General features: G+C 60.5%; 17 protein-coding genes. 9 read left to right on the plus strand and 8 right to left on the minus strand.

All coding sequences use genetic code 11. The annotated features are described in order from the left end of the window. Window positions 1–394: 394 nt before the first annotated feature. From ACYYKW_RS14920 to ACYYKW_RS14930, 3 genes are read left to right on the plus strand one after another with little or no spacing between them, the layout of a single operon-like run. Window positions 395–1,021, plus strand: a complete 627-nt coding sequence (locus tag ACYYKW_RS14920; RefSeq protein WP_090284913.1) for a response regulator transcription factor — start codon at window positions 395–397, stop codon at window positions 1,019–1,021. 8 nt (window positions 1,022–1,029) lie between these two features. Continuing rightward, window positions 1,030–4,674, plus strand: coding sequence for a transporter substrate-binding domain-containing protein (locus ACYYKW_RS14925; RefSeq protein ID WP_464990454.1), 3,645 nt, complete (start codon window positions 1,030–1,032; stop codon window positions 4,672–4,674). A gap of 47 nt (window positions 4,675–4,721) precedes the next feature. Next, a complete protein-coding gene (locus ACYYKW_RS14930; protein ID WP_464990455.1) occupies window positions 4,722–7,667 on the plus strand; it encodes an HD domain-containing phosphohydrolase in 2,946 nt (981 codons plus the stop codon). Here the strand turns inward: ACYYKW_RS14930 and ACYYKW_RS14935 are convergent, their stop codons facing one another. Together ACYYKW_RS14935 and ACYYKW_RS14940 are read right to left on the minus strand one after the other, a co-directional pair. After that, window positions 7,668–8,150, minus strand: coding sequence for a GAF domain-containing protein (locus tag ACYYKW_RS14935; RefSeq protein ID WP_208940319.1), 483 nt, complete (start codon window positions 8,148–8,150; stop codon window positions 7,668–7,670). It lies immediately after the preceding gene. Then, window positions 8,147–9,037, minus strand: coding sequence for an ATP-binding protein (locus ACYYKW_RS14940; protein WP_093099720.1), 891 nt, complete (start codon window positions 9,035–9,037; stop codon window positions 8,147–8,149). The genes ACYYKW_RS14935 and ACYYKW_RS14940 overlap by 4 nt, the downstream gene beginning before the upstream one ends. A 167-nt stretch (window positions 9,038–9,204) precedes the next feature. Between ACYYKW_RS14940 and ACYYKW_RS14945 the strand changes: the two genes are divergently transcribed. After that, window positions 9,205–11,526: a hybrid sensor histidine kinase/response regulator gene (locus ACYYKW_RS14945; protein WP_464990456.1), complete on the plus strand. Its 2,322-nt coding sequence runs from the start codon at window positions 9,205–9,207 to the stop codon at window positions 11,524–11,526. Here ACYYKW_RS14945 and ACYYKW_RS14950 read toward each other — a convergent pair. The 3 genes from ACYYKW_RS14950 to msrB form a co-directional block, all read right to left on the minus strand. Further along, the gene (locus ACYYKW_RS14950) at window positions 11,510–11,971 is read right to left on the minus strand and encodes a MarR family winged helix-turn-helix transcriptional regulator (protein ID WP_464990457.1); all 462 of its coding nucleotides are present in this window, start codon (window positions 11,969–11,971) and stop codon (window positions 11,510–11,512) included. The genes ACYYKW_RS14945 and ACYYKW_RS14950 overlap by 17 nt on opposite strands. Beyond that, window positions 11,968–12,453: a glutathione peroxidase gene (locus ACYYKW_RS14955; protein WP_093099714.1), complete on the minus strand. Its 486-nt coding sequence runs from the start codon at window positions 12,451–12,453 to the stop codon at window positions 11,968–11,970. The genes ACYYKW_RS14950 and ACYYKW_RS14955 overlap by 4 nt, the downstream gene beginning before the upstream one ends. Before the next feature lie 109 nt (window positions 12,454–12,562). Continuing rightward, entirely contained in the window at window positions 12,563–12,958 is a 396-nt protein-coding gene (msrB, locus tag ACYYKW_RS14960) for a peptide-methionine (R)-S-oxide reductase MsrB (RefSeq protein ID WP_464990458.1), read from the minus strand. Window positions 12,959–13,182: 224 nt separating this feature from the next. Here msrB and ACYYKW_RS14965 point away from each other — a divergent pair, with 224 nt between their 5' ends. Both ACYYKW_RS14965 and htpX read left to right on the plus strand, forming a co-directional pair. Continuing rightward, a complete protein-coding gene (locus tag ACYYKW_RS14965; protein WP_090284931.1) occupies window positions 13,183–14,394 on the plus strand; it encodes a pyridoxal phosphate-dependent aminotransferase in 1,212 nt (403 codons plus the stop codon). Window positions 14,395–14,697: 303 nt separating this feature from the next. Further along, entirely contained in the window at window positions 14,698–15,585 is an 888-nt protein-coding gene (gene htpX, locus ACYYKW_RS14970; RefSeq protein ID WP_090284933.1) for a protease HtpX, read from the plus strand. A 196-nt stretch (window positions 15,586–15,781) separates the two neighbouring features. Here htpX and ACYYKW_RS14975 read toward each other — a convergent pair whose 3' ends face one another. After that, complete coding sequence (locus ACYYKW_RS14975) at window positions 15,782–16,438, minus strand: thiopurine S-methyltransferase (RefSeq protein WP_464990459.1); 657 nt, start codon at window positions 16,436–16,438, stop codon at window positions 15,782–15,784. Window positions 16,439–16,540: 102 nt separating this feature from the next. On the opposite strand from ACYYKW_RS14975, the gene ACYYKW_RS14980 reads away from it, so the two are divergent. Next, on the plus strand, window positions 16,541–17,308 hold the full coding sequence (locus ACYYKW_RS14980; protein WP_464990460.1) for a DODA-type extradiol aromatic ring-opening family dioxygenase: 768 nt from the start codon (window positions 16,541–16,543) through the stop codon (window positions 17,306–17,308). A 116-nt stretch (window positions 17,309–17,424) separates the two neighbouring features. On the opposite strand, the gene ACYYKW_RS14985 is transcribed toward ACYYKW_RS14980, so the two are convergent. After that, window positions 17,425–19,098: a DEAD/DEAH box helicase gene (locus ACYYKW_RS14985; protein WP_093099708.1), complete on the minus strand. Its 1,674-nt coding sequence runs from the start codon at window positions 19,096–19,098 to the stop codon at window positions 17,425–17,427. A gap of 420 nt (window positions 19,099–19,518) precedes the next feature. On the opposite strand from ACYYKW_RS14985, the gene ACYYKW_RS14990 reads away from it, so the two are divergent. Continuing rightward, window positions 19,519–20,310 (plus strand): crotonase/enoyl-CoA hydratase family protein, encoded by a 792-nt coding sequence (locus ACYYKW_RS14990; protein ID WP_464990461.1) that lies wholly within the window; start codon window positions 19,519–19,521, stop codon window positions 20,308–20,310. A 111-nt stretch (window positions 20,311–20,421) separates the two neighbouring features. Here ACYYKW_RS14990 and ACYYKW_RS14995 read toward each other — a convergent pair whose 3' ends face one another. Next, window positions 20,422–21,177 (minus strand): spermidine synthase, encoded by a 756-nt coding sequence (locus ACYYKW_RS14995; RefSeq protein ID WP_336356997.1) that lies wholly within the window; start codon window positions 21,175–21,177, stop codon window positions 20,422–20,424. A gap of 152 nt (window positions 21,178–21,329) precedes the next feature. Between ACYYKW_RS14995 and ACYYKW_RS15000 the strand changes: the two genes are divergently transcribed. Continuing rightward, window positions 21,330–22,676 (plus strand): class II 3-deoxy-7-phosphoheptulonate synthase, encoded by a 1,347-nt coding sequence (locus tag ACYYKW_RS15000; RefSeq protein WP_090284945.1) that lies wholly within the window; start codon window positions 21,330–21,332, stop codon window positions 22,674–22,676. The last annotated feature ends 72 nt before the right edge of the window (window positions 22,677–22,748 follow it).

Consider the following 22,748-nt stretch of genomic DNA (forward strand, 5'->3'; position numbering starts at 1 on the left):
GCGAAGGGACCCGAGCCTGCGAGGGCCGAACGCAGGAGCAAGCCTTTTTGGGTACTTTTTCGGCGTCTGGAAAAAGTGCCTCGCCGTAAGGGCGAAACCATAAGAAGCCGTTACCGCAGCAACGGATATGCCCCCAAATAAACCCCACACACCCGCAACTTTAAACAATAAAAAAACGCGATCCCCCGCCAACACTTACCACTCGTTCAAGCCAAACTAAAAGCCCATCCCGATCCTGCACTTCCTTACGCCAAACCCAGTTCAACTGTAGTCCGCTTCCTCAATGATTGTAGGATTTATCCGATACCATGACGCAGACCCCGTCACTCCCTGCGAGTGCTCATGCAACTGAGCTAAGGTGCGCGCTTTATTCGTGTTCGCATGGGATTTGATTATGAACTCCGTATTTATTGTCGACGATCACCCGGTCATCCGTCTCGCCGTTCGAATGCTGCTCGAACATGAAGGTTACAAGGTCGTCGGCGAGACCGACAACGGAGTCGATGCCATGCAAATGGTCCGCGAATGCATGCCCGATCTGGTCATCCTCGACGTGAGCATTCCCAAACTGGACGGCCTGGAAGTACTGGCGCGCTTCAACGCCATGGGCTCACCGCTGAAAATCCTGATCCTGACCGCACAGTGCCCGACCCTCTTCGGCATTCGCTGCATGCAATCCGGCGCCTCAGGCTATGTCTGCAAACAGGAGGACCTGAGCGAACTTGTCAGTGCGATCAAAGCGGTACTTTCCGGATACAACTACTTTCCCAGTCAAGCGTTGAACCCCGTTCGCAATGACGACGTTCGTTATGCCGAACTTGAACTGTTCAAATCCGTTAATGATCGCGAGTTGATGGTCTTGCAACTTTTTGCCCAGGGCCGCACCAACAAGGAAATCGCCAAGGGCATGTTTCTGAGCAATAAAACCGTTAGCACTTACAAGAAGCGCCTGATGCAAAAACTCAAAGCCAAATCCCTTGTAGAACTTATCGAGATGGCCAAACGCAACGCACTCGTGTGAGAGCCAGCATGCCCAGTCGTTTGAAGGACTATCTAATCGCGTTGAGCGCAGGACTGTTGCTGAGCGCAAACGTCTTTGCCCTGCCCGTCTCCTCGCCGGACTACGCCTTGCTCAGCCGGTCGGCGAGCGATGCGGTGACGGTGATGCTCGACCGGCCGCAGCGGCAGTGGCTGCTTGAACGCAACGAACTGGTGCTGGGCACCTCGGCGCCCGACTACCCGCCCTTTGACATGACGGTCAGCGGCAAGGATTACGAAGGCCTCACTGCCGACTACGCCGGACTGCTGGGCCAGGCCACCGGTCTGCCTATCCGGGTGCAGCGCTTCCCTTCGCGCGATGCAGCGATTCGCGCCTTGCTCGATGGCCAGGTCGACCTGCTCGGGACCGCCAACGGCTTCGAAGCCAGCAACGCCAACCTCGCCCTGTCGACCCCTTACGCTTTTGATCAACCGGTGCTGGTCACCCGCGAGGACGAAACCCGCTCGCTCAGCGAAGGCCTCGCCGGGCTGCGGCTGAGCATGGTCTATCACTATCTGCCATTGCCCGAAGTAAAGGCGCTGTATCCGAAAGCGCTCATCACCTGCTATCCCTCCTACCAGAACGCAATCAACGCGGTGGCGTTCGACCAGGCCGATGTGTTTCTCGGCGATACCCTTTCCACCCACTACATGATCAACAAGGGCTACCTGAACAACGTGCGCATGGCCAACTTCGGCAAGCAGGAAGCCCAGGGCTTCAGCTTCGCGGTGCGCCGCAGCAACCCGCAACTGTTGAGCATCATCGACCGTGTGCTCAAAGCCGTGCCGGCCAGTGAACGTGACAGCATTGCCAAACGCTGGAGCGCCGGTAGCGATCTGCTGCTCAGCGAGCAGAAACCGCAACTGACTGAACGCGAAGAAGCCTGGCTCAAACAGCATCCGGTGGTCAGCGTGGTGGTCAACGAGGCGTTTGCACCACTGACGTTTTTCGATAACGACGGCAATTTTCGCGGCATCAGCGCCGACCTGCTCGAGCTGATCCGCCTGCGTACCGATCTGCGTTTCGAGATCCGGCGCAGCCGTAACGACGCGGAAATGATCGAGCAGATCGATCGCCATCAAGCCGATCTGATCGCCGCGCTGCTGCCGTCGGAAGAACGCGAGAAACACCTGAGCTTCAGTCGGCCCTATCTGGAAAACTCCTACGTGTTGCTCACGCGCAAAAGCGCCGACGGCCCGACCAATCTCGGCCAGTTGCGCGGCAAGCAATTGGCAATTGCCCAGGGCAATCCAATGGTGGACTACCTGCGCGAGGAATATCCGCGCATCCATCTGATTGAAACCGCGGACACCTTCAGTGCAGTGTCGCTACTTGCCGAAGGCCGGGTCGACGGCGCGGTGAACTCGCTGGTCATCGCCAACTACTTCATTTCCTCGCGGATCTTCAATCAGCCGCTGCAGATCACTACCACCATTGGTACGAGCCAGGCCGCATTTTCGCTGGCGACGGCGCGTGACAACACCGAGCTGACCTCGATCATCAACAAGGCGCTACTGAGCATCGCACCGGATGAACTGGGCGTTATCAATGGCCGGTGGCGCGGTTATTCCACCGCCTCACAGAACATCTGGCACAACTACCAGCGCCTGTTTTATCAGGTCATTCTCGGCGCATGTCTGCTGTTGTTACTGCTATTGGCCTGGAACGCCTACATGCGCCACCAGATCAAACAGCGCCAGGCCGCCGAACGCGCGCTGAACGATCAACTGGAGTTCATGCGTTCACTGGTCGACGGCACGCCGCATCCGATTTACGTGCGCGACCGCCAGGGCTTGCTGCAAAGTTGCAACGAAAGCTACCTCGAAGCATTTGCTGCCAAGCGTGAGGACGTGATTGGCAAAAGCGTCATTGAAGGCACCCTGAGCAATGCTTTCGAGGCCCACGCCTTTCACGCCGATTACCAGCGAGTGGTTGCCGAAGGCACGCCGATGGTGGTCGACCGGCCGTTGCACATCGGCAACCGGCGCCTGACGATCTACCACTGGATATTGCCGTACCGCGATTCCAGCGGCGCTGTACAGGGCATCATCGGCGGCTGGATCGACATCAGCGAGCGTCGTCAATTGTTCGATGAACTGCGCGCGGCCAAGGAGCAGGCGGACGAGGCCAACCGGGCGAAAAGCACCTTTCTGGCGACCATGAGCCATGAGATCCGCACACCGATGAACGCGGTGATCGGCATGCTCGAACTGACCCTCAAACGCATGGATCAACAACACCCGGATCGTTCTTCGATCGACACCGCCTACCATTCGGCCAAGGATCTGCTCGGTTTGATCGGTGACATTCTCGACATTGCGCGCATCGAATCCGGGCGCCTGAGCCTGTGCCCGGAGCGGGTCAATCTGGTCGACACCGTGGCATCGGTCACGCGCATTTTCGACGGCCTCGCCCGGCAGAAAAACCTCGTCCTGCAAACCCTGCTCAATCCACCGGAGCTGGCCGTCGATGTCTATCTCGACCCACTGCGTTTCAAGCAGGTGCTGTCGAATCTGGTCAGCAACGCGATCAAATTCACCGAGCAGGGCCAGGTCAGGATCACCCTTGATCTGATGAACACCGAAGCGCCAGGCCGCGCGCTGATGCAGTTGACCGTGCAGGACAGCGGCGTCGGTATTAACGCCGAGGACCAGCAACGCCTGTTCGCGCCATTTGCCCAGGCACAGAACAGCCATCGACAAAGCCGAAGCGGCGCCGGTCTGGGCCTGGTGATCAGTCGTAACCTGTGCGAAATGATGGGCGGCCAGTTGCAATTAAGCAGCCAGCCGGGAATCGGCACTCAGGTGTGCATCACGCTTGCTGTGGAAACCCTGCCGGCACAGGTGAGCGCCGGCAAAAACGAAGCTGCGATCAAAAAAGCGCGAACGCCTTTATGCGTACTGGTGGTGGATGATCACCCGGCCAATCGCCTGCTGATGTGCCAGCAGCTGGAATTTCTCGGCCATCGCTTCAGTGTTGCCGAAAATGGCTGCGTCGGTCTGGAACGATGGAAGGCCGGTCACTTCGATCTGGTGATCGTCGACTGCAACATGCCGCTGATGAACGGCTATGAACTGACCCGCGCCATTCGCCAGCATGAAATGCAGGCGCGTTGTCCACCCTGCACCGTATTGGGCTTTACCGCCAATGCGCAACCGGAAGAGGTCCAGCGTTGCAAGCAGGCAGGCATGGACGATTGCCTGTTCAAGCCGCTGAGTCTCAGCCTGCTCAGTGAATGGGTCGACGGCATCACCCCGGCGTCGTCAGGCCAGGCGTTCGATGTGCAAAACCTCGACACGCTGACCGGCGGCAACCCGACACAGACCCGTCGCCTGGTCGCCGAGTTACTCAAGAGCAGTCGTCTTGACCGCCAGGAGTTGCTGGCGTTATCGCCGGAGAGTGACCGTGCGGCGCTGGCGGAGGTCGCGCACAAGATCAAGGGCGCCGCGCGGATCGCTCAGGCCAAACGCGTCATCGAATGTTGCGAAGCCCTCGAGCAGGCTTGCATCAACGCGGCGCCAGCCGATGAGCTTGCCCGCCATTGCGAAGCGAGCGATCAGGCGATGCTCGAACTGGAGCAGGCTTTGCAACAACAATTGACACTGTCGGAGCAAAGCACAATGAGCTCGCCTTAACTATGCTGGGTGCTGAGCAGTGAGTTAACCATCATGGAGAGCCAGAAATGCCCAGCCCACTGCGCCCGGAACAACGCCGGTTACCGCTGCACGTCCACATCAGCGTCATGTTCACCTGCCTGCTGCTGCTCACCGGGGTCGTGCTGGGGCTTTTCAATTACCGCCAGACCACGCAGATCATCCTGTCGAGCAGCGAGAAACTGTTCAACCGCATCGAACAGGATGTGCGTCTGGACATGGCCGCCACCTATCAACCGATCCGCCATCTGCTGAGCCTGCTGGCCGGTGATCCGGCCGCGCAGGCCGTCAACCTCGAGCAACGCCTGCCCTTGCTGCGACCGTTCAGCCAGTCGCTGACGGACAACCCAAGCCTGGCCTCGCTGTACCTGGGTTATGCCAACGGCGACTTTTTCATGGTTCGGCCATTGCGCAGCGCCGCCATCAAGACCTTGCTCAAAGCGCCCGAGGCCGCTGCGTTTCAGGTCTGGAGCATCGAGCACGATGCGCAGGGCAACCTGCACTCGCAGTCGCTGTTTTTCGACCCGGCACTTCTGCCGGTCGGCCGTCAGGACAACCTCGCCGACCGCTACGATCCACGCAGTCGCGCCTGGTTCACTCAGGCGCGACTGCGAAACGAGCAGATCACCACCGAACCCTACGTATTTTTCTCCACACACAATGTCGGCACCACCCTGGCCCGACGCAGTGGCGTCAACGTCGTGATCGGCGCCGACCTGACACTGGTCGCCCTGTCGGCAACCTTGAGCAAGCATGTGGTCACGCCGTCCACCGAGATCGCCCTGTTCGATGCAGACGGCAATGCCGTGGCCTACCCCGACAGCCAACGCCTGATCGTGGAGGGCAGCGCGGCCAGCCTGGCAAAGGCCGCCGATCTGAGCCCTGCCCTGCATGCACTACTGACGGGGGACCAGACCAGCAATCGCGTAAGCGCCGAAGGCCGCCAGTGGATCGTCGCCCGCAGCACCGTCGAGGAAGGCGGGCCAAAGGGCTTGCAACTGGCGCTGCTGGTGCCAGAAGACGAATTGCTCGTCGATGCCTACCGCTTGCGCTGGCAAGGCGCGCTGATCACCTTGGCGATCCTGCTGCTGTGCCTGCCGTTGGGCTGGGTGATTTCCCGGATTCTGGTCAAGCCTTTGCACGCGCTGGTCAAGGAGGCCGACGCGATCCGTAGTTTCAATTTCGACTTTCCCTCGGCACGCCGCTCACCGGTGCTCGAAGTCGATCAATTGAGCGTGTCGATGGCGCGGATGAAAGACACCCTGGCGAGTTTTTTCCGCATCACCGACACCCTCGGCGCGGAAACGCGCTTCGCCTCTCTGTTGCAACGGGTGCTGTTCGAAACGGTGCAGATCGCCCAGGCGCAGGCCGGACTGATTTACCTGCGCGAAAGCGACAGCACACGCATGGAGCCCTACGGGCTGGTCATCGATGGCGCGCCCCAGGCACTGGAAACTTTCGAGATACAGGGCCACGACCTGCAGCACAGCAACGGCCCCGAGTGGTTCGAGCAATTGATCAGCGCCAACAATGTCGTGAGCCATCTGGGTTTCGATCAGGCCGGGGATCTGCAAAGAGTCCTGCTGGCGATGCAATCACCGCGCATCCATCTGATCGGCATCCGTCTGCACAACCGCCATGACGAAACCATCGGCCTGCTGATTCTGCTGGTCAATGACAGCGGCACCACGGCCGATCTGGAAAAACTGCGACCGGACCGTATCGCCTTCTTGCAGGCCGTTTCCGGAGCCGCCGCAGTGAGCATCGAGAGCCAGCGCCTGCAAGCGCGGCAGAAACAACTGCTGGATGCGTTCATTCAATTACTGGCAGGCGCCATCGATGCGAAAAGCCCCTACACCGGCGGGCATTGCCAGCGCGTGCCGGAGCTGACACTGATGCTGGCTCAGGCGGCAGCGGCCAGCGATGCGCCGGCCTTTCGTGCCTACCAGCCCAGCGAAGATGAATGGGAAGCCCTGCACATCGCCGCGTGGTTGCACGACTGCGGCAAGGTAACAACGCCGGAATACGTGGTCGACAAGGCCACCAAACTGGAAACCATCAACGACCGCATCCACGAAATCCGCACGCGTTTCGAAGTACTCAAGCGCGATGCCTGGGTCAGCTATTGGCAGGCACTTGCCATGGGCGGCGATGAGTCCGCCCTGGCGGGCCTGCGCGACACGACGCTGGCGGCGCTGGATGACGATTTTGCGTTTGTCGCGCGTTGCAACCTGGGCAGCGAGGCCATGGCTGACGCCGATCTGCAACGCCTGAACACACTGGCGCAGCGCACCTGGATGCGTACGCTGGATGATCGTCTGGGCGTTTCGTGGGAGGAGAACCGGCGGCAGGCACGCACACCCGCGCCAAGCTTACCGGTCCGGGAAAAGCTGTTGGCGGACAAGCCCGAACATCTGCTCGAACGTGACCCCAACGAGTTGATTCCCGAAGACAATCCGTGGGGTTTCAAGCTCGATGTGCCGCGCTACAAATACAATCGCGGCGAACTCTACAACCTGAGCATCAGCCGCGGCACGCTGACCCGCGAGGAGCGCTATGTGATCAACCACCACATGGTGCAGACGATCATGATGCTCAGCCACCTGCCCTTTCCCGGCCACCTCGAGAGCATTGCCGAAATCGCCGGCGGCCATCACGAAAAAATGGACGGTACCGGCTACCCGAAACGTCTCAAGCGCGAAGAAATGAGCCTGCCGGCGCGGATGATGGCGATTGCCGATATCTTCGAAGCACTGACCGCCGCCGATCGCCCCTACAAGAAAGCCAAGACCCTCAGCGAGGCACTGGCGATCATGGCAACCATGTGCCGCGAAGCGCACATCGATGCGCAGCTGTTTGGCCTGTTCATCAGCGAAGGCGTGTACCGGCAGTACGCCGAGCGTTTTCTCGACCCGGCGCAGATCGACAGCGTCGACCCGGCCAGCCTGTTGCTCAAGGCTGGCCTCGATCCGTGATCAGCAATCGGTCAGACGCAGGAAAATCGCCGCCAGTTGCTCGATGCCGGCCTGATCCTGCGCAGCGAAACGCGAAAGTTTCGGGCTGTCGAGATCAAGCACACCGATCAGGCGACCGTCCTTGACCAGCGGCACGACCAGTTCGCTGTTCGACGCGCTGTCACAGGCGATATGACCGGGAAAAGCATGCACGTCCTCGACGCGTTGGGTTTGCCGGGTGGCCGCTGCCGCACCGCACACGCCGCGACCGAACGGAATGCGCACGCAAGCGATCTGGCCCTGAAACGGGCCAAGCACCAGTTCTTCGTTGCGATTGAGGTAAAAACCGGCCCAGTTCAGGTCATCGAGCTGGTTGAACAGAAATGCCGAAAACTGCGCGGCGTTGGCGATAAAATCGCGCTCGTCCGCCAGCAGCGATTCCAGCTGTGCCGCCAACAAGCCATAGCCTTCAAGGCCCTGGCCACTTTGTTGCAAATCGATCATGCCTTGTGCTCCAGCAATTTCAGGCCCACCCAATAGCGGGCAAACTGATACGCGCAACGTCCGTTGCGATTGCCGCGGCCGGTGGCCCAACGCACGGCAAGAATGTCCAGCGCTTCATCACGCTGCCAGCTCAGGCCGGCCTTGGCCGCCAACTGGCCGATCCAGTGTTCGACGACGTTGAGGAAATGTTCCTGGGTAAACGGGTAGAACGACAGCCACAGGCCGAAACGGTCCGACAACGCGATCTTGTCTTCAACGGCTTCGCTGGGATGCAATTCGCCGTCGACGCGTTTCCAGTTTTCGTTGTCGCTTTCCTTTTCCGGCACCAGATGGCGACGGTTCGAGGTGGCGTACAGCAAGACGTTGTCCGGCGCCTGCTCGAGCGAGCCATCGAGCACGCTTTTCAGCACGCGATAATCGCCTTCGCCGGATTCGAACGACAGGTCATCGCAAAACAGCACGAAGCGTTGCGGCAGTTTGGCGATCTGCTCGACCACTCGTGGCAGGTCTGCCAGATGGTCACGCTCGATCTCGATCAGGCGCAGGCCCGCTGCGGCGTGTTCCGCCAGCAGCGCGCGCACCAGCGACGACTTGCCGGTACCGCGCGAGCCCCAGAGCAACGCATGGTTGGCCGGCATGCCATCGAGAAACTGTTGGGTGTTGCGACCCAGTTGTTCCAGTTGCCGGTCGACACCGATCAGGTCCGACAAGCGCATGTCGAGGCTGACTTCCAGCGGCAGCAGATAGCCGCTGCGCCCGTCGCGCTGCCAGCGCGCGGCCAGGCAGGTGCCCCAGTCGATTACCGGCCGTGGCGCCGGCAACAATGGTTCGATGCGCGCCAGAACCGACTCGGCGCGTTCAAGAAAAGCATTCAATCGGGAATCCACGTCTTCTCCTCGGGCACGTTCACAGTGATGATGACGATCCAGCGACGACACACAGACCCGAAATCACCCGAGCAAGCCTTGTTACAAGGCGATTCGGGAACCTCGGTATCCATACATGATCGACTATGCTTGAGCAGCGAAGGGAAACGGAAGTGGTTCAACACCCCATGGATATCAAATTCACCCACCGGCTGTCGTTCAAACAAGCCAGGCTTACCGTGCTGGTCGGGTTCATTCTGGGCACGCTGCTCAGCCTGCTGCAAATCGGCATCGATTATGCCAGCGAAGACGCCTCCATCAACCGTGAAATCCTGTCGCTGCTGGAAATCAGCCACAATCCGGCCTCGCGCATCGCCTATAACATCGATGCCGAACTGGCGCAGGAACTGACCCTGGGCCTATTGCGCTCGCCGGCGATCATCTCGGCGACGCTCACCGACAACAACGGCACGGTACTGGCCAACGTCAAGCGCCCGGAGCTGCAGAGCGGCTATCGGGTGATCAGCGATTTTCTGTTTGGCGCCAAGCGCCAGTTCGAGGATCGCCTGTATCTGGATCATCTGCCCAACGAATCGCTTGGCGTATTGAATCTGGAAGTCGACACCTACGCCTTCGGCAGTCGGTTCCTGCGCCGGGCCGAGATCACCCTGCTCAACGGTTTCGCCCGCAGCCTGCTGCTGACCGGCATTCTGCTTGCGCTGTTCTACGTGATGCTGACCAAGCCGTTGGTGCGGGTCATCCGCGAACTCAGCGGCCGCGACCCGCGCAGCGCCGAGCCGACCACTCTGGAATGCCCCGCTGGCCATGCCAACGATGAAATCGGCGTGCTGGTCAAAGTCGCCAATCAGCAATTCGAGAACATTGCCACCGAGATCCAGCAGCGGCGCAATGCGGAAAACCGTCTGACCGACTATCTCGGTCAACTGGAAAACATCGTCTCGGCGCGCACTGCCGAACTCAAGGCCATCAACGCGCGGCTCAGCCAGTCCAACCAGGAACTGGAGGTCGCGCGCAGCACCGCGCTGGACATGGCCGAAGCGCGCTCGGCGTTTCTCGCCAACATGAGCCACGAAATCCGCACACCGCTCAACGGCCTGCTGGGGATGATCGCGCTGTCGCTCGACGGCCCGCTGAACGCCGAACAGCAGCAACAGCTCTCGATCGCCCATGACTCGGGCAAGGTGCTGGTCGAGCTGCTTAACGACATTCTCGACCTGTCGAAATTCGATGCCGGGCAACTGGAGCTCGAACACATCCCGTTCGACCTCGGCTCGCTGATCGAAGACACCGCCAACCTGCTGTCGCAGAACGCCGCGCCAAGCGTCGAGCTGACCTGCCTGATCGATCCGCACTTTCCGGCGCTGGTGCTTGGCGACCCGACCCGGGTGCGACAGATCGTCAGCAACCTGCTGTCCAACGCGCTGAAATTCACCCGCTTCGGCCGCGTCGACGTGCGTCTGTCGACTTACAGGGAGGGCGTGCGCATCGAAGTCTGCGACACCGGCATCGGCATCGCCCAGGAAGCGCAGTTGAAAATCTTCCAGCCGTTCACCCAGGCGGGCGCCGGTATCACCCGCCAGTACGGCGGCACCGGCCTGGGGCTGGCGCTGACCTACAACCTCTGCGAAGCGATGCAGGGCCGGTTGACGATCAGTTCCGAGATCGGTTTCGGCAGTCAGTTCTGCGCCGAGCTGCCCCTGCCCTGTCACACCCGCGCCCTGGCGCCGGCGCCGCTGCAAGGCAAGATTCTCGCCATTACCGCAGCCAGCAGTGGCCTGGCGGAGCTGCTGCAAAGTCTGCTGCCGGTCTGGGGCCTGGAGTACACGCAGCGCACCATCGATGATTCGCTGCTGGGCCTGAAACCTGACGTGTTGATTACCGATTGCCCGGAGTGCCTGTTCGGGTTGCGACCGACCATCACCGCACCGATTCTGCTGGTGACGGCCTACGGCAGTTTCCTGCCGAGCGAAGAAGCCGCCGCCCTCGCCCCTCTGCAACAACAGGCCCGTCCGCTGGCACGTAACGCGCTATACCAGAACCTGCGGCGCACTTTGCAGCCGGAAGTGATCGCGATCAACGATGCACAGCAAGACGCATCGACCGCAATAACTCGCGGGCGGGTGTTGCTGGTCGAGGACAACCCGGTCAATCAACTGGTGGCCAAGGGCATGCTCGGCAAGCTGGGTTGTGAAGTCGTCGTCGCTGCCCACGGTGCCGAAGCGCTGGATCAGCTTGAATTCAACGATTTCGATCTGGTGCTGATGGATTGCAACATGCCGGTGATGGACGGTTACGAAGCGAGTCGACAGATCCGCCAGAGCGGACGCTGGCCGCAGCTGCCGATTGTCGCCCTGACCGCCAACGCCATGTCCGAGGAACGTGAACGTTGCCGCGCGGCCGGCATGAGCGATTATCTGGCCAAGCCGTTCCGCCGTGAGGAACTGGCAGCCCTGCTCGATCAGTGGGTGCCGACTACGCCAACGCCTTGATCTGCCCCAACAAATGGTCGAGGCCGTCACGCAGTTGATTGAGCCGGTCCAGGTCCACCCCGCTGTCGCATAACAGGCGGGCCTTCAGCGGCCCGACCTGTTCACGCAGCGCCTGTCCCGCAAGCGTCAGGCTCAAGTGAACTTCACGCTCGTCGCGGACCGAACGTTGGCGCTGGACCATTTGCAATTGCTCCAGACGTTTGAGTAGCGGCGTCAATGTGCCCGAATCCAGCGCCAGACGCTCGCCCAAGGCTTTCACGGTCGGTTGCTGCGGTGCGACGTCCTGCCATTCCCACAACACCAGCATCGCCAGGTATTGCGGGTACGTCAGGCCGAGCTGATCGAGCATCGGCTTGTAGGCGCGAGTCACCGCTCGCGACGCAGCGTACAGCTTGAAGCACAACTGGCTGTCGAGCTTCAGCGAATCGAGCGGCAGGCTGTTCATTTGAGCAGGGCTTCGATCTCGCGGCTCAGGTCCTGCGGCTTGGTTGCCGGGGCGAAGCGCTTGACCAACTGGCCGTCCTTGCCGATCAGAAACTTGGTGAAATTCCACTTGATGCCTTGCGAGCCGAGCACACCGGGCGCGCGTTTCTTCAACTGCACAAACAACGGATGAGCGCCGGCGCCATTGACCTCGACCTTTTTGAACAGTGGGAAGCTGACACCAAAATTCAGCTCGCAGAATTCGCTGATCGCGCCTTCGTTGCCGGGCTCCTGCTTGCCGAACTGGTTGCAGGGAAAGCCCAACACTACCAGCCCTTGATCCTTGTAGGTCTGCCACAGCTCTTCAAGGCCTTTGTACTGCGGAGTGAAGCCGCATTTGCTCGCGGTGTTAACCACCAGCACCGCTTTGCCGGCGAAATCGGCCAGGGTCTTTTGCTCACCCTTGATGGTGGTGCACGGAATGTTCAGCAGGTTGTCGCTCATGAGTCGGGCTCCACGAAGGGTCGGCAAAGGCCAAACATAGCGAGCAATTCAATTGTACGCAATCTAATTACTCGATAAAAAGGCGACCCGGCGGTCGCCCTGTTGGTGCCTACTGGCGTGGTTCGAGATTCAGGCACACCGAATTGATGCAGTAGCGCAGGCCGGTCGGTGGCGGGCCGTCCGGGAACACGTGGCCCAGATGCGCATCGCAACGCGCGCACTTCACTTCGGTGCGGATCATGCCGTGGCTGGTGTCACGGATTTCCGTCATCGCGCTTGCGCCGATCGGCTCATAAAAACTTGGCCAGCCGCAGCCGGAGTCGAACTTGGTCGTGGAATCGAACAGTGCCTCATTGCAGCAGACACAGTGATAGACACCATCGGTCTTGGTGTCGTTGTATTTGCCGGAGAACGGGCGCTCGGTGGCACTGAGGCGACACACGTTGTACTGCTCTGGATCGAGCATGGCTTTCCATTCTTCCAGGGTTTTCTGCAACTTTTCCATCATCACACCTCAGCGGCTGAAAAAGCCCGATCTGTACCTTTTCCACGGATCGGGCGGCACGTATGATTGCGCCTCGTCACGCACCAGTCTGGCAGCCAGACCGGGCGCATTCAAACGGATTCTCCGAGCCATGGCTCGAGCGGTCCGCCTGTGTGAGGACGCAGGATTCCCAGTACGGTTGTCCATTCGCCGCCTGGATCGTTCATTTTCAGGATCACATCGCCATGCAGTTCAGCAAATCGAACAAGCTCGCCAACGTCTGCTACGACATTCGCGGCCCGGTGCTCAAGCACGCCAAACGTCTGGAGGAGGAAGGCCAGCGCATCCTCAAGCTGAACATCGGCAACCCGGCACCGTTCGGTTTCGAAGCGCCGGACGAAATTCTTCAGGATGTGATCCGCAACCTGCCGACCGCGCAAGGCTACAGCGACTCCAAAGGCCTGTTCAGTGCGCGCAAGGCCGTGATGCAGTATTACCAGCAGAAGAATGTCGAAGGCGTCGGCATCGAAGACATCTACCTGGGCAACGGCGTGTCCGAGCTGATCGTGATGTCGCTGCAGGCGCTGCTCAACAACGGCGACGAAGTGCTGGTGCCGGCCCCGGACTACCCGCTGTGGACCGCTGCCGTCAGCCTCGCGGGCGGTAACGCCGTGCATTACCTGTGCGACGAGGGCGCCGGCTGGTTCCCTGATCTGGCGGATATCAAGGCCAAGATCACCCCGAACACCAAGGCCATGGTGATCATCAACCCGAACAACCCGACTGGCGCGGTGTATTCGAAGGAAGTGCTGCTGGGCATGCTGGAAATCGCCCGGGCGCATAATCTGGTGGTGTTCTCCGACGAGATCTACGACAAGATCCTCTACGACGATGCCGTGCATGTCTGCACCGCGTCGCTGGCGCCGGACCTGCTGTGCCTGACCTTCAACGGCCTGTCGAAGTCCTACCGCGTCGCCGGTTTCCGCTCGGGCTGGATTGCCATTTCCGGGCCGAAACACAACGCGCAGAGCTACATCGAAGGCATCGACATGCTGGCCAACATGCGCCTGTGCGCCAACGTGCCGAGCCAGCATGCGATTCAGACCGCGCTGGGCGGCTATCAGAGCATCAATGATCTGGTGCTGCCGCAGGGACGCCTGCTGGAACAGCGCAATCGCACCTGGGAACTGCTCAACGACATTCCTGGCGTGAGTTGCGTCAAGCCGATGGGCGCGCTGTATGCGTTCCCGAAAATCGACCCGAAAGTCTGCCCGATCCACAACGACGAGAAATTCGTCCTCGATCTGCTGCTTTCGGAAAAGCTGCTGGTCGTGCAAGGCACGGCGTTCAACTGGCCATGGCCCGACCACTTCCGTGTGGTCACCCTGCCCCGCGTCGACGATCTGGAAATGGCCATCGGCCGCATCGGCAACTTTCTCAAGTCCTACCGCCAGTAACTGGCCAGCAGTGCGCAACGGCCCAATGTTGCGCACTGTCTGATTCAGCAACACTTCTGCGTTCCGCCTGCGCACAGGCCTTCTACACTTGCGTTTCGTGCCCGCTGACAGCGTCCGGGGTAGTGGCGACGGGTCGCGGCTGCCCGTCATCCTTGTCCTGATCTGACGTGGGAAATGTGCCGGGTGCTGAAGAATACGCTGTAGGACACAGTTTGAAATAGTCACTCAGTTGAATCGCCCGGTGCAGCACCTTATATACCCCGCAGTACGCTACATCTTTAGCTTGAGGAGATTTCTACAACCATGATGCGCATCCTGCTGTTTTTGGCCACTAACCTGGCGGTCGTGCTGATAGCCAGCATCACCCTGAGCCTGTTCGGCTTCAACGGGTTCATGGCGGCCAACGGGGTCGACCTCGACCTCAGTCAGCTGCTGGTTTTCTGTGCCGTCTTTGGTTTCGCCGGCTCGCTGTTCTCGCTGTTCATCTCCAAGTGGATGGCGAAGATGAGCACGGGCACCCAGATCATCAGCCAGCCGCGCACCCGGCATGAGCAATGGCTGCTGCAAACCGTCGAGCAACTGTCCCGCGAAGCCGGGATCAAGATGCCCGAAGTGGGTATTTTCCCGGCCTACGAAGCGAACGCCTTCGCCACTGGCTGGAACAAGAACGACGCGCTGGTCGCGGTCAGCCAGGGCCTGCTCGAGCGGTTTTCGCCCGATGAAGTAAAAGCCGTGCTGGCCCACGAAATCGGCCACGTCGCCAACGGCGACATGGTCACGCTGGCGTTGATCCAGGGCGTGGTGAACACCTTCGTGATGTTCTTCGCACGGATCATCGGCAACTTCGTCGACAAGGTGATCTTCAAGAACGAAGAAGGCCAGGGCATCGCCTACTACGTAGCGACCATCGTCGCCGAACTGGTACTGGGCATTCTCGCCAGCGCGATTGTCATGTGGTTCTCGCGCAAGCGCGAATTCCGTGCCGATGAAGCCGGCGCCCGTCTGGCTGGCACCAACGCGATGATCGGCGCTTTGCAACGCCTGCGCGCCGAACAGGGCCTGCCGGTGCACATGCCGGACACCCTGAACGCGTTCGGCATCAACGGTGGCATCAAACAGGGCTTCGCCCGCATGTTCATGAGCCACCCGCCGCTGGAAGAGCGAATCGACGCCCTGCGTCGTCGCGGTTGATTCCAAGGCTGTAAAAACAAGGCCCGCAGTGATGCGGGCCTTTTTTATATCTCGGGGTTATGCGTCGCGAGTGCCGGCCTCATCGCGAGCAAGCTCGCTCCCACAGGTATTGATGGTGTACACAAAATCTGTGTTCCACAACCAGCCCTGTGGGAGCGAGCCTGCTCGCGATGAGGCCGGAACTGCATGCATATAACTAACGGCTGTAAACCCGATAAACCCGCTCCACCAACGACTTCACCCCCGCATCGGAAAACCTCGGGCTCTCGGCCAACACATCCTGCTCTTCAAGCCTCTGCACCTGCCAGCCTTGACTGAACAACCGATGCACCTCTTGATTATCCACCGCAAACGGTGGCCCGGGCATTTGCGCCTGAGGGTAATCGAGGGTGATCAACAACCCCTGCACACCGGGCGCAAGGATTTGCTGGAGATGCGCCGCATAACGTTCACGCATCGGCGCCGGCAAGGCGATCAGCGCGGCGCGGTCGTACAACGCAGTGCAACCGGCAACGTCCTGCGCCGTCAGCGCAAAGAAGTCCCCGCACCACAACTCGATGGCATCACTGCGATAAACCCTGAAAGCGCCCTCCTGGCTGATCTGCGGTTCAACCTGATGCTCGCTGAAAAAATCCTCGATCGCTTTTTCCGACAATTCAACTCCGAGCACTTGATGACCGCGCTCGGCAAGCCATAGCAAATCCAGGCTTTTTCCGCACAGCGGCACCAGCACGCGCGCCGAGGGCTCAATCGACAGGTCGGGCCAATAGCGTCGCAAATACGGATTGGCCTCGGGCTGATGAAAGCCGATCTGGTTCGAATCCCATTTCTTGTACCAAAACTCAGGCTGCATGCATCACTCCCGAAAAATCGATGAAAAACCGCGAAAACTTATATTAGATTCAAATCGGTCAACTGACCGAAGATGAGCCATCTTAACCCTCAGGAATCAACCATGTTGCCCAGCCTGTTCATTTCCCATGGCTCACCGATGCTGGCCCTGGAACCCGGCGCCAGCGGCCCTGCATTGGCGCGGCTGGCGGCCGAACTGCCTAAGCCCAAAGCCATCGTCATGGTTTCCGCGCACTGGGAAAGCCAGGAGTTGTTGATCAGCAGTCATCCGCAACCGGAAACCTGGCACGACTTCGGCGGTTTTCCCCGCGCATTGTTCGAGGTGCAATACCCGGCACCAGGCAATCCGCAACTGGCCGCTGAGGTCGCCGCCCTGTTGACTGCCAACCACCTGCCGGCGCGCCTCGACTCGCAACGCCCGTTCGATCATGGCGTCTGGGTGCCGCTGTCGCTGATGTATCCGCAAGCGGACATTCCGGTGTTACAGGTGTCTTTGCCGAGTCACGCGGGACCGGCGCTGCAAACGCGGGTTGGCCGAGCCCTGGCGAGCCTGCGCGATCAGGGCATTCTGTTGATCGGCTCCGGCAGCATCACCCACAACCTGCGCGAACTCGACTGGCATGCCGGCCCGGAAAGCGTCGAGCCGTGGGCACGGGAGTTCCGTGATTGGATAATCGACAGGCTGACAGCCGATGACGAGGCGGCGCTGCATGATTACCGCCAGCAGGCGCCGCATGCGGTGCGCAGTCATCCGAGTGATGAGCATTTGCTGCCGTTGTATTTCGCGCGGGGCGCCGGCGGTGAGTTCAGCGTGGCGCACAAGGGGTTCACGATGGGGGCGTTGGGAATGGATATCTATCGTTTTGGCTGACGCCATCGCCAGCAGGCTGGCTCCACAGGGTTTTGTGTGAACCGGAAAGACAGGCAAAAAAAATCCCCGAACCAGTCGGGGATTTTTTATGTGCGATCAATCAGCCCGAGGGCGGATCAATCTTCGCGGTAGCGACGCAGTTTCAGCTGCTTGCCGGCAACGCGAGTGTCCTTCAGTTTGGTCAGGAGTTTGTCCAGACCATCTTCCGGCAGCTCGACGAGGCTGAAGCTGTCACGCACCTGGATGCGACCGATCGCTTCGCGGGCCAGGCCACCTTCGTTGAGGATCGCGCCAAGCAGGTTTTTCGCTGCGATACCGTCACGCGCGCCCAGCGCGGTACGGCAACGAGCACGGCCTTCACCCAGAGGCATTGGCGCGCGACGCTCGCGGTCACCACGATCAGGACGCTCACCGGAACGCTCAGGACGGTCGCCACGCGGTGCGTTGTTCGGCACCAGTGGACGTTCCTTCTCGATCGCCGCCAGGTTCAGCGCTTGACCGTTGGTGGCTTTGCGCAGCAGCGCTGCTGCCAGTGCACGTGGAGTGCAACCGATGTCAGCGGTCAGGCGATCGAGCAGATCACCGTGAGTCGACTCGGCATCGCCAACCAGCGGCGACAGGCTGTTGGTCAGTTTCTTGATGCGTGCATCGAGAACGGCCTGAGCGTCCGGCAGGCGGACTTCAGCAACCTTCTGGCCGGTGACGCGCTCGATCACTTGCAGCATGCGGCGCTCACGCGGAGTCACCAGCAGCAGCGCACGACCTTCGCGACCGGCACGGCCGGTACGGCCGATACGGTGCACGTAGGATTCCGGATCGTACGGCATGTCAACGTTGAACACGTGAGTGATGCGCGGAACGTCCAGACCACGGGCGGCAACGTCGGTGGCGACAACGATGTCCAGACGGCCATCCTTGAGCGAGTCGATGACGCGTTCACGCTGGTTCTGGGCGATGTCACCGTTCAGCGCCGCGGCTTTGTAGCCTTTGGCGTCGAGGGCGCTGGCCAGATCCAGAGTCGCTTGCTTGGTGCGCACGAACATGATCAGCGCGTCGAAGTCTTCGACTTCCAGCAGGCTGAGCACGGCCGAGGTCTTCTGGTCAGCGTGAACCAACAGGTGAGCCTGTTCGATCGCGGTAACGGTCTGGGTCTTGGTCTGGATCTTGACGTGTTGCGGATCGCGCAGGTGGCGTTCGGCAATGGCGCGGATCGACTGCGGCAGGGTCGCCGAGAACAGAACGGTCTGACGGGTCGCTGGCAGAGCCTTGAAGATGACTTCCAGGTCATCCATGAAGCCCAGCTTCAGCATTTCGTCAGCTTCGTCGAGAACCAGATGGTTCACGGTCGACAGGACTTTCTCGTCGCGACGCAGGTGGTCACACAGACGACCCGGGGTAGCGACAACGATCTGTGCGCCATTACGGATAGCCTTGAGTTGCGGGCCCATCGGCGCGCCGCCGTAAACGGCCACGACAGTGACGCCTGGCATTTGCTTGGCGTAGGTTTCAAAAGCGGTTGCTACTTGCAGCGCCAACTCTCGGGTCGGCGCCAGGATCAGGGCTTGCGGTTCGCGCTTGGCAGGATCGATGCGGTGCAGAATAGGCAGTGCGAACGCGGCGGTTTTACCGGTACCGGTTTGCGCCTGGCCAATCATGTCCTGGCCGGCCATGATGATCGGGATCGATTGCTGCTGAATCGCCGAAGGCTCTTCGTAGCCAGTCGCTGCGACGGCTGCAAGAATATTCGGGTTGAGATTAAAAGCGGCGAATCCGCCGGTTTCCTGGGTCATGGGTCTGCCTCTAAGTGCATCCGCAAAGACCCATGCTCCAAAGCTGCGCATGCCGTGTTGAGACTCAAGAGTCGCCCTGGCAGCTTTGTCGGCGGGGATTTGCGAAAACGAATGAATGAAGATGAGTCGTCAAGGAAGAGCCCGCAGTGCGGACGTGCAGCCGAAGCTGACTTCGGGGAATTGCGCTACCTAAACGCGGCCCGGTTAAAGGCCGGCGCGCACTATACCGGATTTTGCCCGAAAAGGGAGCTTTTTTTATCGACCGGATCGCTGTGTCAGCGCTGTGTAATAGGGTTTTGCAGATAATCGCGCCAGGGTCTATTTTGCAAAGGCCCGCCCTGGCGTGCGATGGCGCTTAAACGATTCACCGAGCTGCGACATACCGTCGCGGCGCTGCTCTTGCCGCCCGAGGATTCAGCCATGAACCAACCCTGCCCCGGCCGCGTCAGCCGCGAACGTCGCGGTCATGTCCACTTGATCGGACTTGACCGGGCCGCCAAGCGCAACGCCTTCGACATCGACCTGCTCAACGATCTAAGCCTGGCCTACGGCGAGTTCGAAGCCGACCGCGACGCGCGGGTGGCGGTGGTGTTCGGCCATGGCGAGCATTTTACCGCCGGTCTGGATCTGCTCAATGCCAGCGCAGCCCTTGCCGAGGGCTGGCAGGTTCCAGCCGGTGGTTGCGATCCGTGGGGCGTGTTCGTCGGGCCGCGGGTGAGCAAACCGGTGATCGTCGCGGCGCAGGGTTACTGCCTGACCATCGGTATCGAGCTGATGCTGGCCGCCGACATCAACCTTTGCGCGAGCAATACCCGCTTCGCGCAAATGGAGGTTCAGCGTGGGATCTTTCCTTTTGGTGGCGCGACTTTACGCTTTCAGCAGATCGCCGGTTGGGGCAACGCGATGCGCTGGCTGCTGACCGGGGATGAATTCGATGCGCATGACGCGTTGCATCTGGGCCTGGTGCAGGAAGTGATGGCCAGCGAAGACCTGATGCCGCGTGCCATCGAGCTGGCAGAACGGATTGCCCGGCAGGCGCCGCTGGGGGTGCAGGCGACGTTGCTGTCGGCACGGCAGGCGCGCTATGAGGGCGAGACGGCGGCGGCGCAGGGATTGCCTGCACTGGTGAAGAAATTGCTGGCCACTGAAGATGCCAGGGAAGGCGTGCGGTCATTGGTGGAGCGGCGGCCCGGGGTTTTCAAAGGGTTTTGAGAAGTCTGTCGCCTATCGAGGCGCCATCGCGAGCAAGCTCACTCCTACATTTGAAATGCAATCCCCTGTAGGAGTGAGCCTGCTCGCGATAGGGCCGGCACGGCCCTCGTTTCAGGTGGCCGGGCGAATCGCGTTGATCAACGATTGCAACGAATACCCCAACCGCGGCGCCAGCGCTTCAGCCCTTGCCGTCAGCGCCTGCACGTCGAGCACCTGATCAAGGTCCGCCGGGACAATCAGTATCACATTGCCCTCCTTCACCGGCAGCTCCCAGTAATGCCGATGATAGAGTCCGCGCAGCAACGCCGCGCCCAGCGGTTTGCCGTCATCCGTCGCCCATTGATTGATCACCAGCCAGCCGCCGGGGTTCAGGCGTTTCTGGCAGTCGCCGAGAAAGCTCCAGGCCAGATGCCCGACGCCCGGCCCGACATCGGTGTACAGGTCGACGAAAATCAGATCAGCCGGTTCGGCGCTCGGCAGCAATTCGAGGGCATCGCCGACCCGAATGTACAAACGCGGATCGTCATCCAGCCCCAGGTATTCAATCGCCAGGCGCGGCACGTCCGGGCGCAATTCGATGGCTTCGACGTCTTCCAGCGGCAGGAATTTCAGGCAGGCCTGGGTCAGCGTGCCGGCGCCGAGGCCGAGAAACAGCGCGCTTTCCGGGTGTTCATGACATAGCGCGCCAATCAGCATGGCGCGGGTGTAGTCATATTCGAGCCAGCTTGGATCGGCGGTGAAGACGCAGCTCTGCTCGATGGCATCGCCGAATTCGAGAAAGCGGTAATCGGCCACTTCCAGCACGCGAATCACGCCGAACTCATCCTGTACTTCGGCGAGCAGATGCTCGACGCGCTCCTCAGTCATTTCGTCTCCTGATGGTCACCGGGCGCGGTGACGCGATGGCACCGCTGTGGTGCCGTGGCAAAGCGGCAATTGTCGGTGATGGGGCGGGAACAGGTCACGCACTAATTGCTGCTACCATGGCGTTTCCCTGCGTATGAAATTTCGAGACCGTGATGAGCCAACCGTGGAGCCCTGACAGCTGGCGCGCCCTGCCGATCCAGCAACAACCGCAATACCCCGACGCCGCGCACCTGCGCCAGGTCGAGCAAACCCTGGCCAGTTATCCGCCATTGGTGTTTGCCGGCGAAGCACGCGAGCTGCGCCGTCAGTTTGCCGAAGTCACCCAAGGTCGGGCCTTCCTGTTGCAGGGCGGCGATTGCGCAGAAAGCTTTGCCGAATTCTCCGCTGCCAAGATTCGCGACACCTTTAAAGTGTTGCTGCAAATGGCGATCGTCATGACCTTCGCCGCCGGTTGCCCGGTGGTCAAAGTCGGGCGCATGGCCGGTCAGTTCGCCAAACCGCGTTCGGCCAACGATGAAACCATCGAAGGCGTGACGCTGCCGGCCTATCGTGGCGATATCGTCAACGGCATCGGTTTCGACGAAAAGAGTCGCGTGCCCGATCCGGAGCGCCTGCTGCAGTCCTATCACCAGTCCACCGCGACGTTGAATCTGCTGCGTGCCTTTGCTCAGGGCGGTTTTGCCGACCTGCATCAAGTGCACAAGTGGAACCTGGACTTCATCGCCAACTCGGCGCTGGCCGAGAAGTACAGCCACCTCGCTGACCGTATCGATGAAACCCTGGCGTTCATGCGCGCCTGCGGCATGGACAGCTCGCCGCAACTGCGCGAAACCAGTTTCTTCACCGCCCACGAGGCACTGCTGCTTAACTACGAAGAAGCTTTCGTGCGCCGCGACAGCCTGACCAACGATTACTACGACTGTTCGGCGCACATGCTGTGGATCGGCGACCGCACCCGCCAGCTCGACGGCGCACATGTGGAATTTCTGCGCGGGGTGAACAACCCGATTGGCGTGAAAGTCGGCCCGAGCATGAACCCCGACGACCTGATCCGCTTGATCGATGTGCTCAACCCGGACAACGATCCCGGCCGTCTAAACCTGATCGCGCGGATGGGCGCGAACAAGGTCGGCGATCATTTGCCGGCACTGATTCGCGCGGTGCAGCGTGAAGGCAAGCAAGTGCTGTGGAGCTCCGACCCGATGCACGGCAACACCATCAAGGCCAGCAGCGGCTACAAGACCCGCGACTTTGCGCAGATCCTTGGTGAAGTGAAGCAGTTCTTCCAGGTGCACGAAGCAGAGGGCAGCTACGCCGGCGGCATTCATATCGAGATGACCGGGCAGAACGTTACCGAATGCATCGGTGGTGCACGGCCGATTACTGAAGATGGCTTGTCGGACCGTTATCACACCCATTGTGATCCGCGGATGAATGCCGATCAGTCGCTGGAGCTGGCGTTTTTGATTGCCGAGACTCTGAAGCAGGTTCGACGCTAGACCGCGTCGCTCATATCGCGAGCAGGCTCACTCCTACAGGGGAACGCATTCCAAATGTAGGAGTGAGCCTGC

It is taken from the genome of Pseudomonas sp. 15C (genome assembly GCF_055484735.1).

Coding starts and splice junctions, on each gene's coding strand:
- ACYYKW_RS14980 (WP_464990460.1), top strand. CDS start 16,541: ATGTTGCCCAGCCTGTTCATTTCCCATGGCTCACCGATGCTGGCCCTG.
- ACYYKW_RS14975 (WP_464990459.1), bottom strand. CDS start 16,438: ATGCAGCCTGAGTTTTGGTACAAGAAATGGGATTCGAACCAGATCGGC.
- ACYYKW_RS14965 (WP_090284931.1), top strand. CDS start 13,183: ATGCAGTTCAGCAAATCGAACAAGCTCGCCAACGTCTGCTACGACATT.
- ACYYKW_RS14925 (WP_464990454.1), top strand. CDS start 1,030: ATGCCCAGTCGTTTGAAGGACTATCTAATCGCGTTGAGCGCAGGACTG.
- ACYYKW_RS14950 (WP_464990457.1), bottom strand. CDS start 11,971: ATGAACAGCCTGCCGCTCGATTCGCTGAAGCTCGACAGCCAGTTGTGC.
- ACYYKW_RS14990 (WP_464990461.1), top strand. CDS start 19,519: ATGAACCAACCCTGCCCCGGCCGCGTCAGCCGCGAACGTCGCGGTCAT.
- ACYYKW_RS14955 (WP_093099714.1), bottom strand. CDS start 12,453: ATGAGCGACAACCTGCTGAACATTCCGTGCACCACCATCAAGGGTGAG.
- ACYYKW_RS14935 (WP_208940319.1), bottom strand. CDS start 8,150: ATGATCGATTTGCAACAAAGTGGCCAGGGCCTTGAAGGCTATGGCTTG.
- ACYYKW_RS14945 (WP_464990456.1), top strand. CDS start 9,205: ATGGATATCAAATTCACCCACCGGCTGTCGTTCAAACAAGCCAGGCTT.
- ACYYKW_RS14985 (WP_093099708.1), bottom strand. CDS start 19,098: ATGACCCAGGAAACCGGCGGATTCGCCGCTTTTAATCTCAACCCGAAT.
- ACYYKW_RS14930 (WP_464990455.1), top strand. CDS start 4,722: ATGCCCAGCCCACTGCGCCCGGAACAACGCCGGTTACCGCTGCACGTC.
- ACYYKW_RS15000 (WP_090284945.1), top strand. CDS start 21,330: ATGAGCCAACCGTGGAGCCCTGACAGCTGGCGCGCCCTGCCGATCCAG.
- ACYYKW_RS14995 (WP_336356997.1), bottom strand. CDS start 21,177: ATGACTGAGGAGCGCGTCGAGCATCTGCTCGCCGAAGTACAGGATGAG.
- htpX (WP_090284933.1), top strand. CDS start 14,698: ATGATGCGCATCCTGCTGTTTTTGGCCACTAACCTGGCGGTCGTGCTG.
- msrB (WP_464990458.1), bottom strand. CDS start 12,958: ATGGAAAAGTTGCAGAAAACCCTGGAAGAATGGAAAGCCATGCTCGAT.
- ACYYKW_RS14920 (WP_090284913.1), top strand. CDS start 395: ATGAACTCCGTATTTATTGTCGACGATCACCCGGTCATCCGTCTCGCC.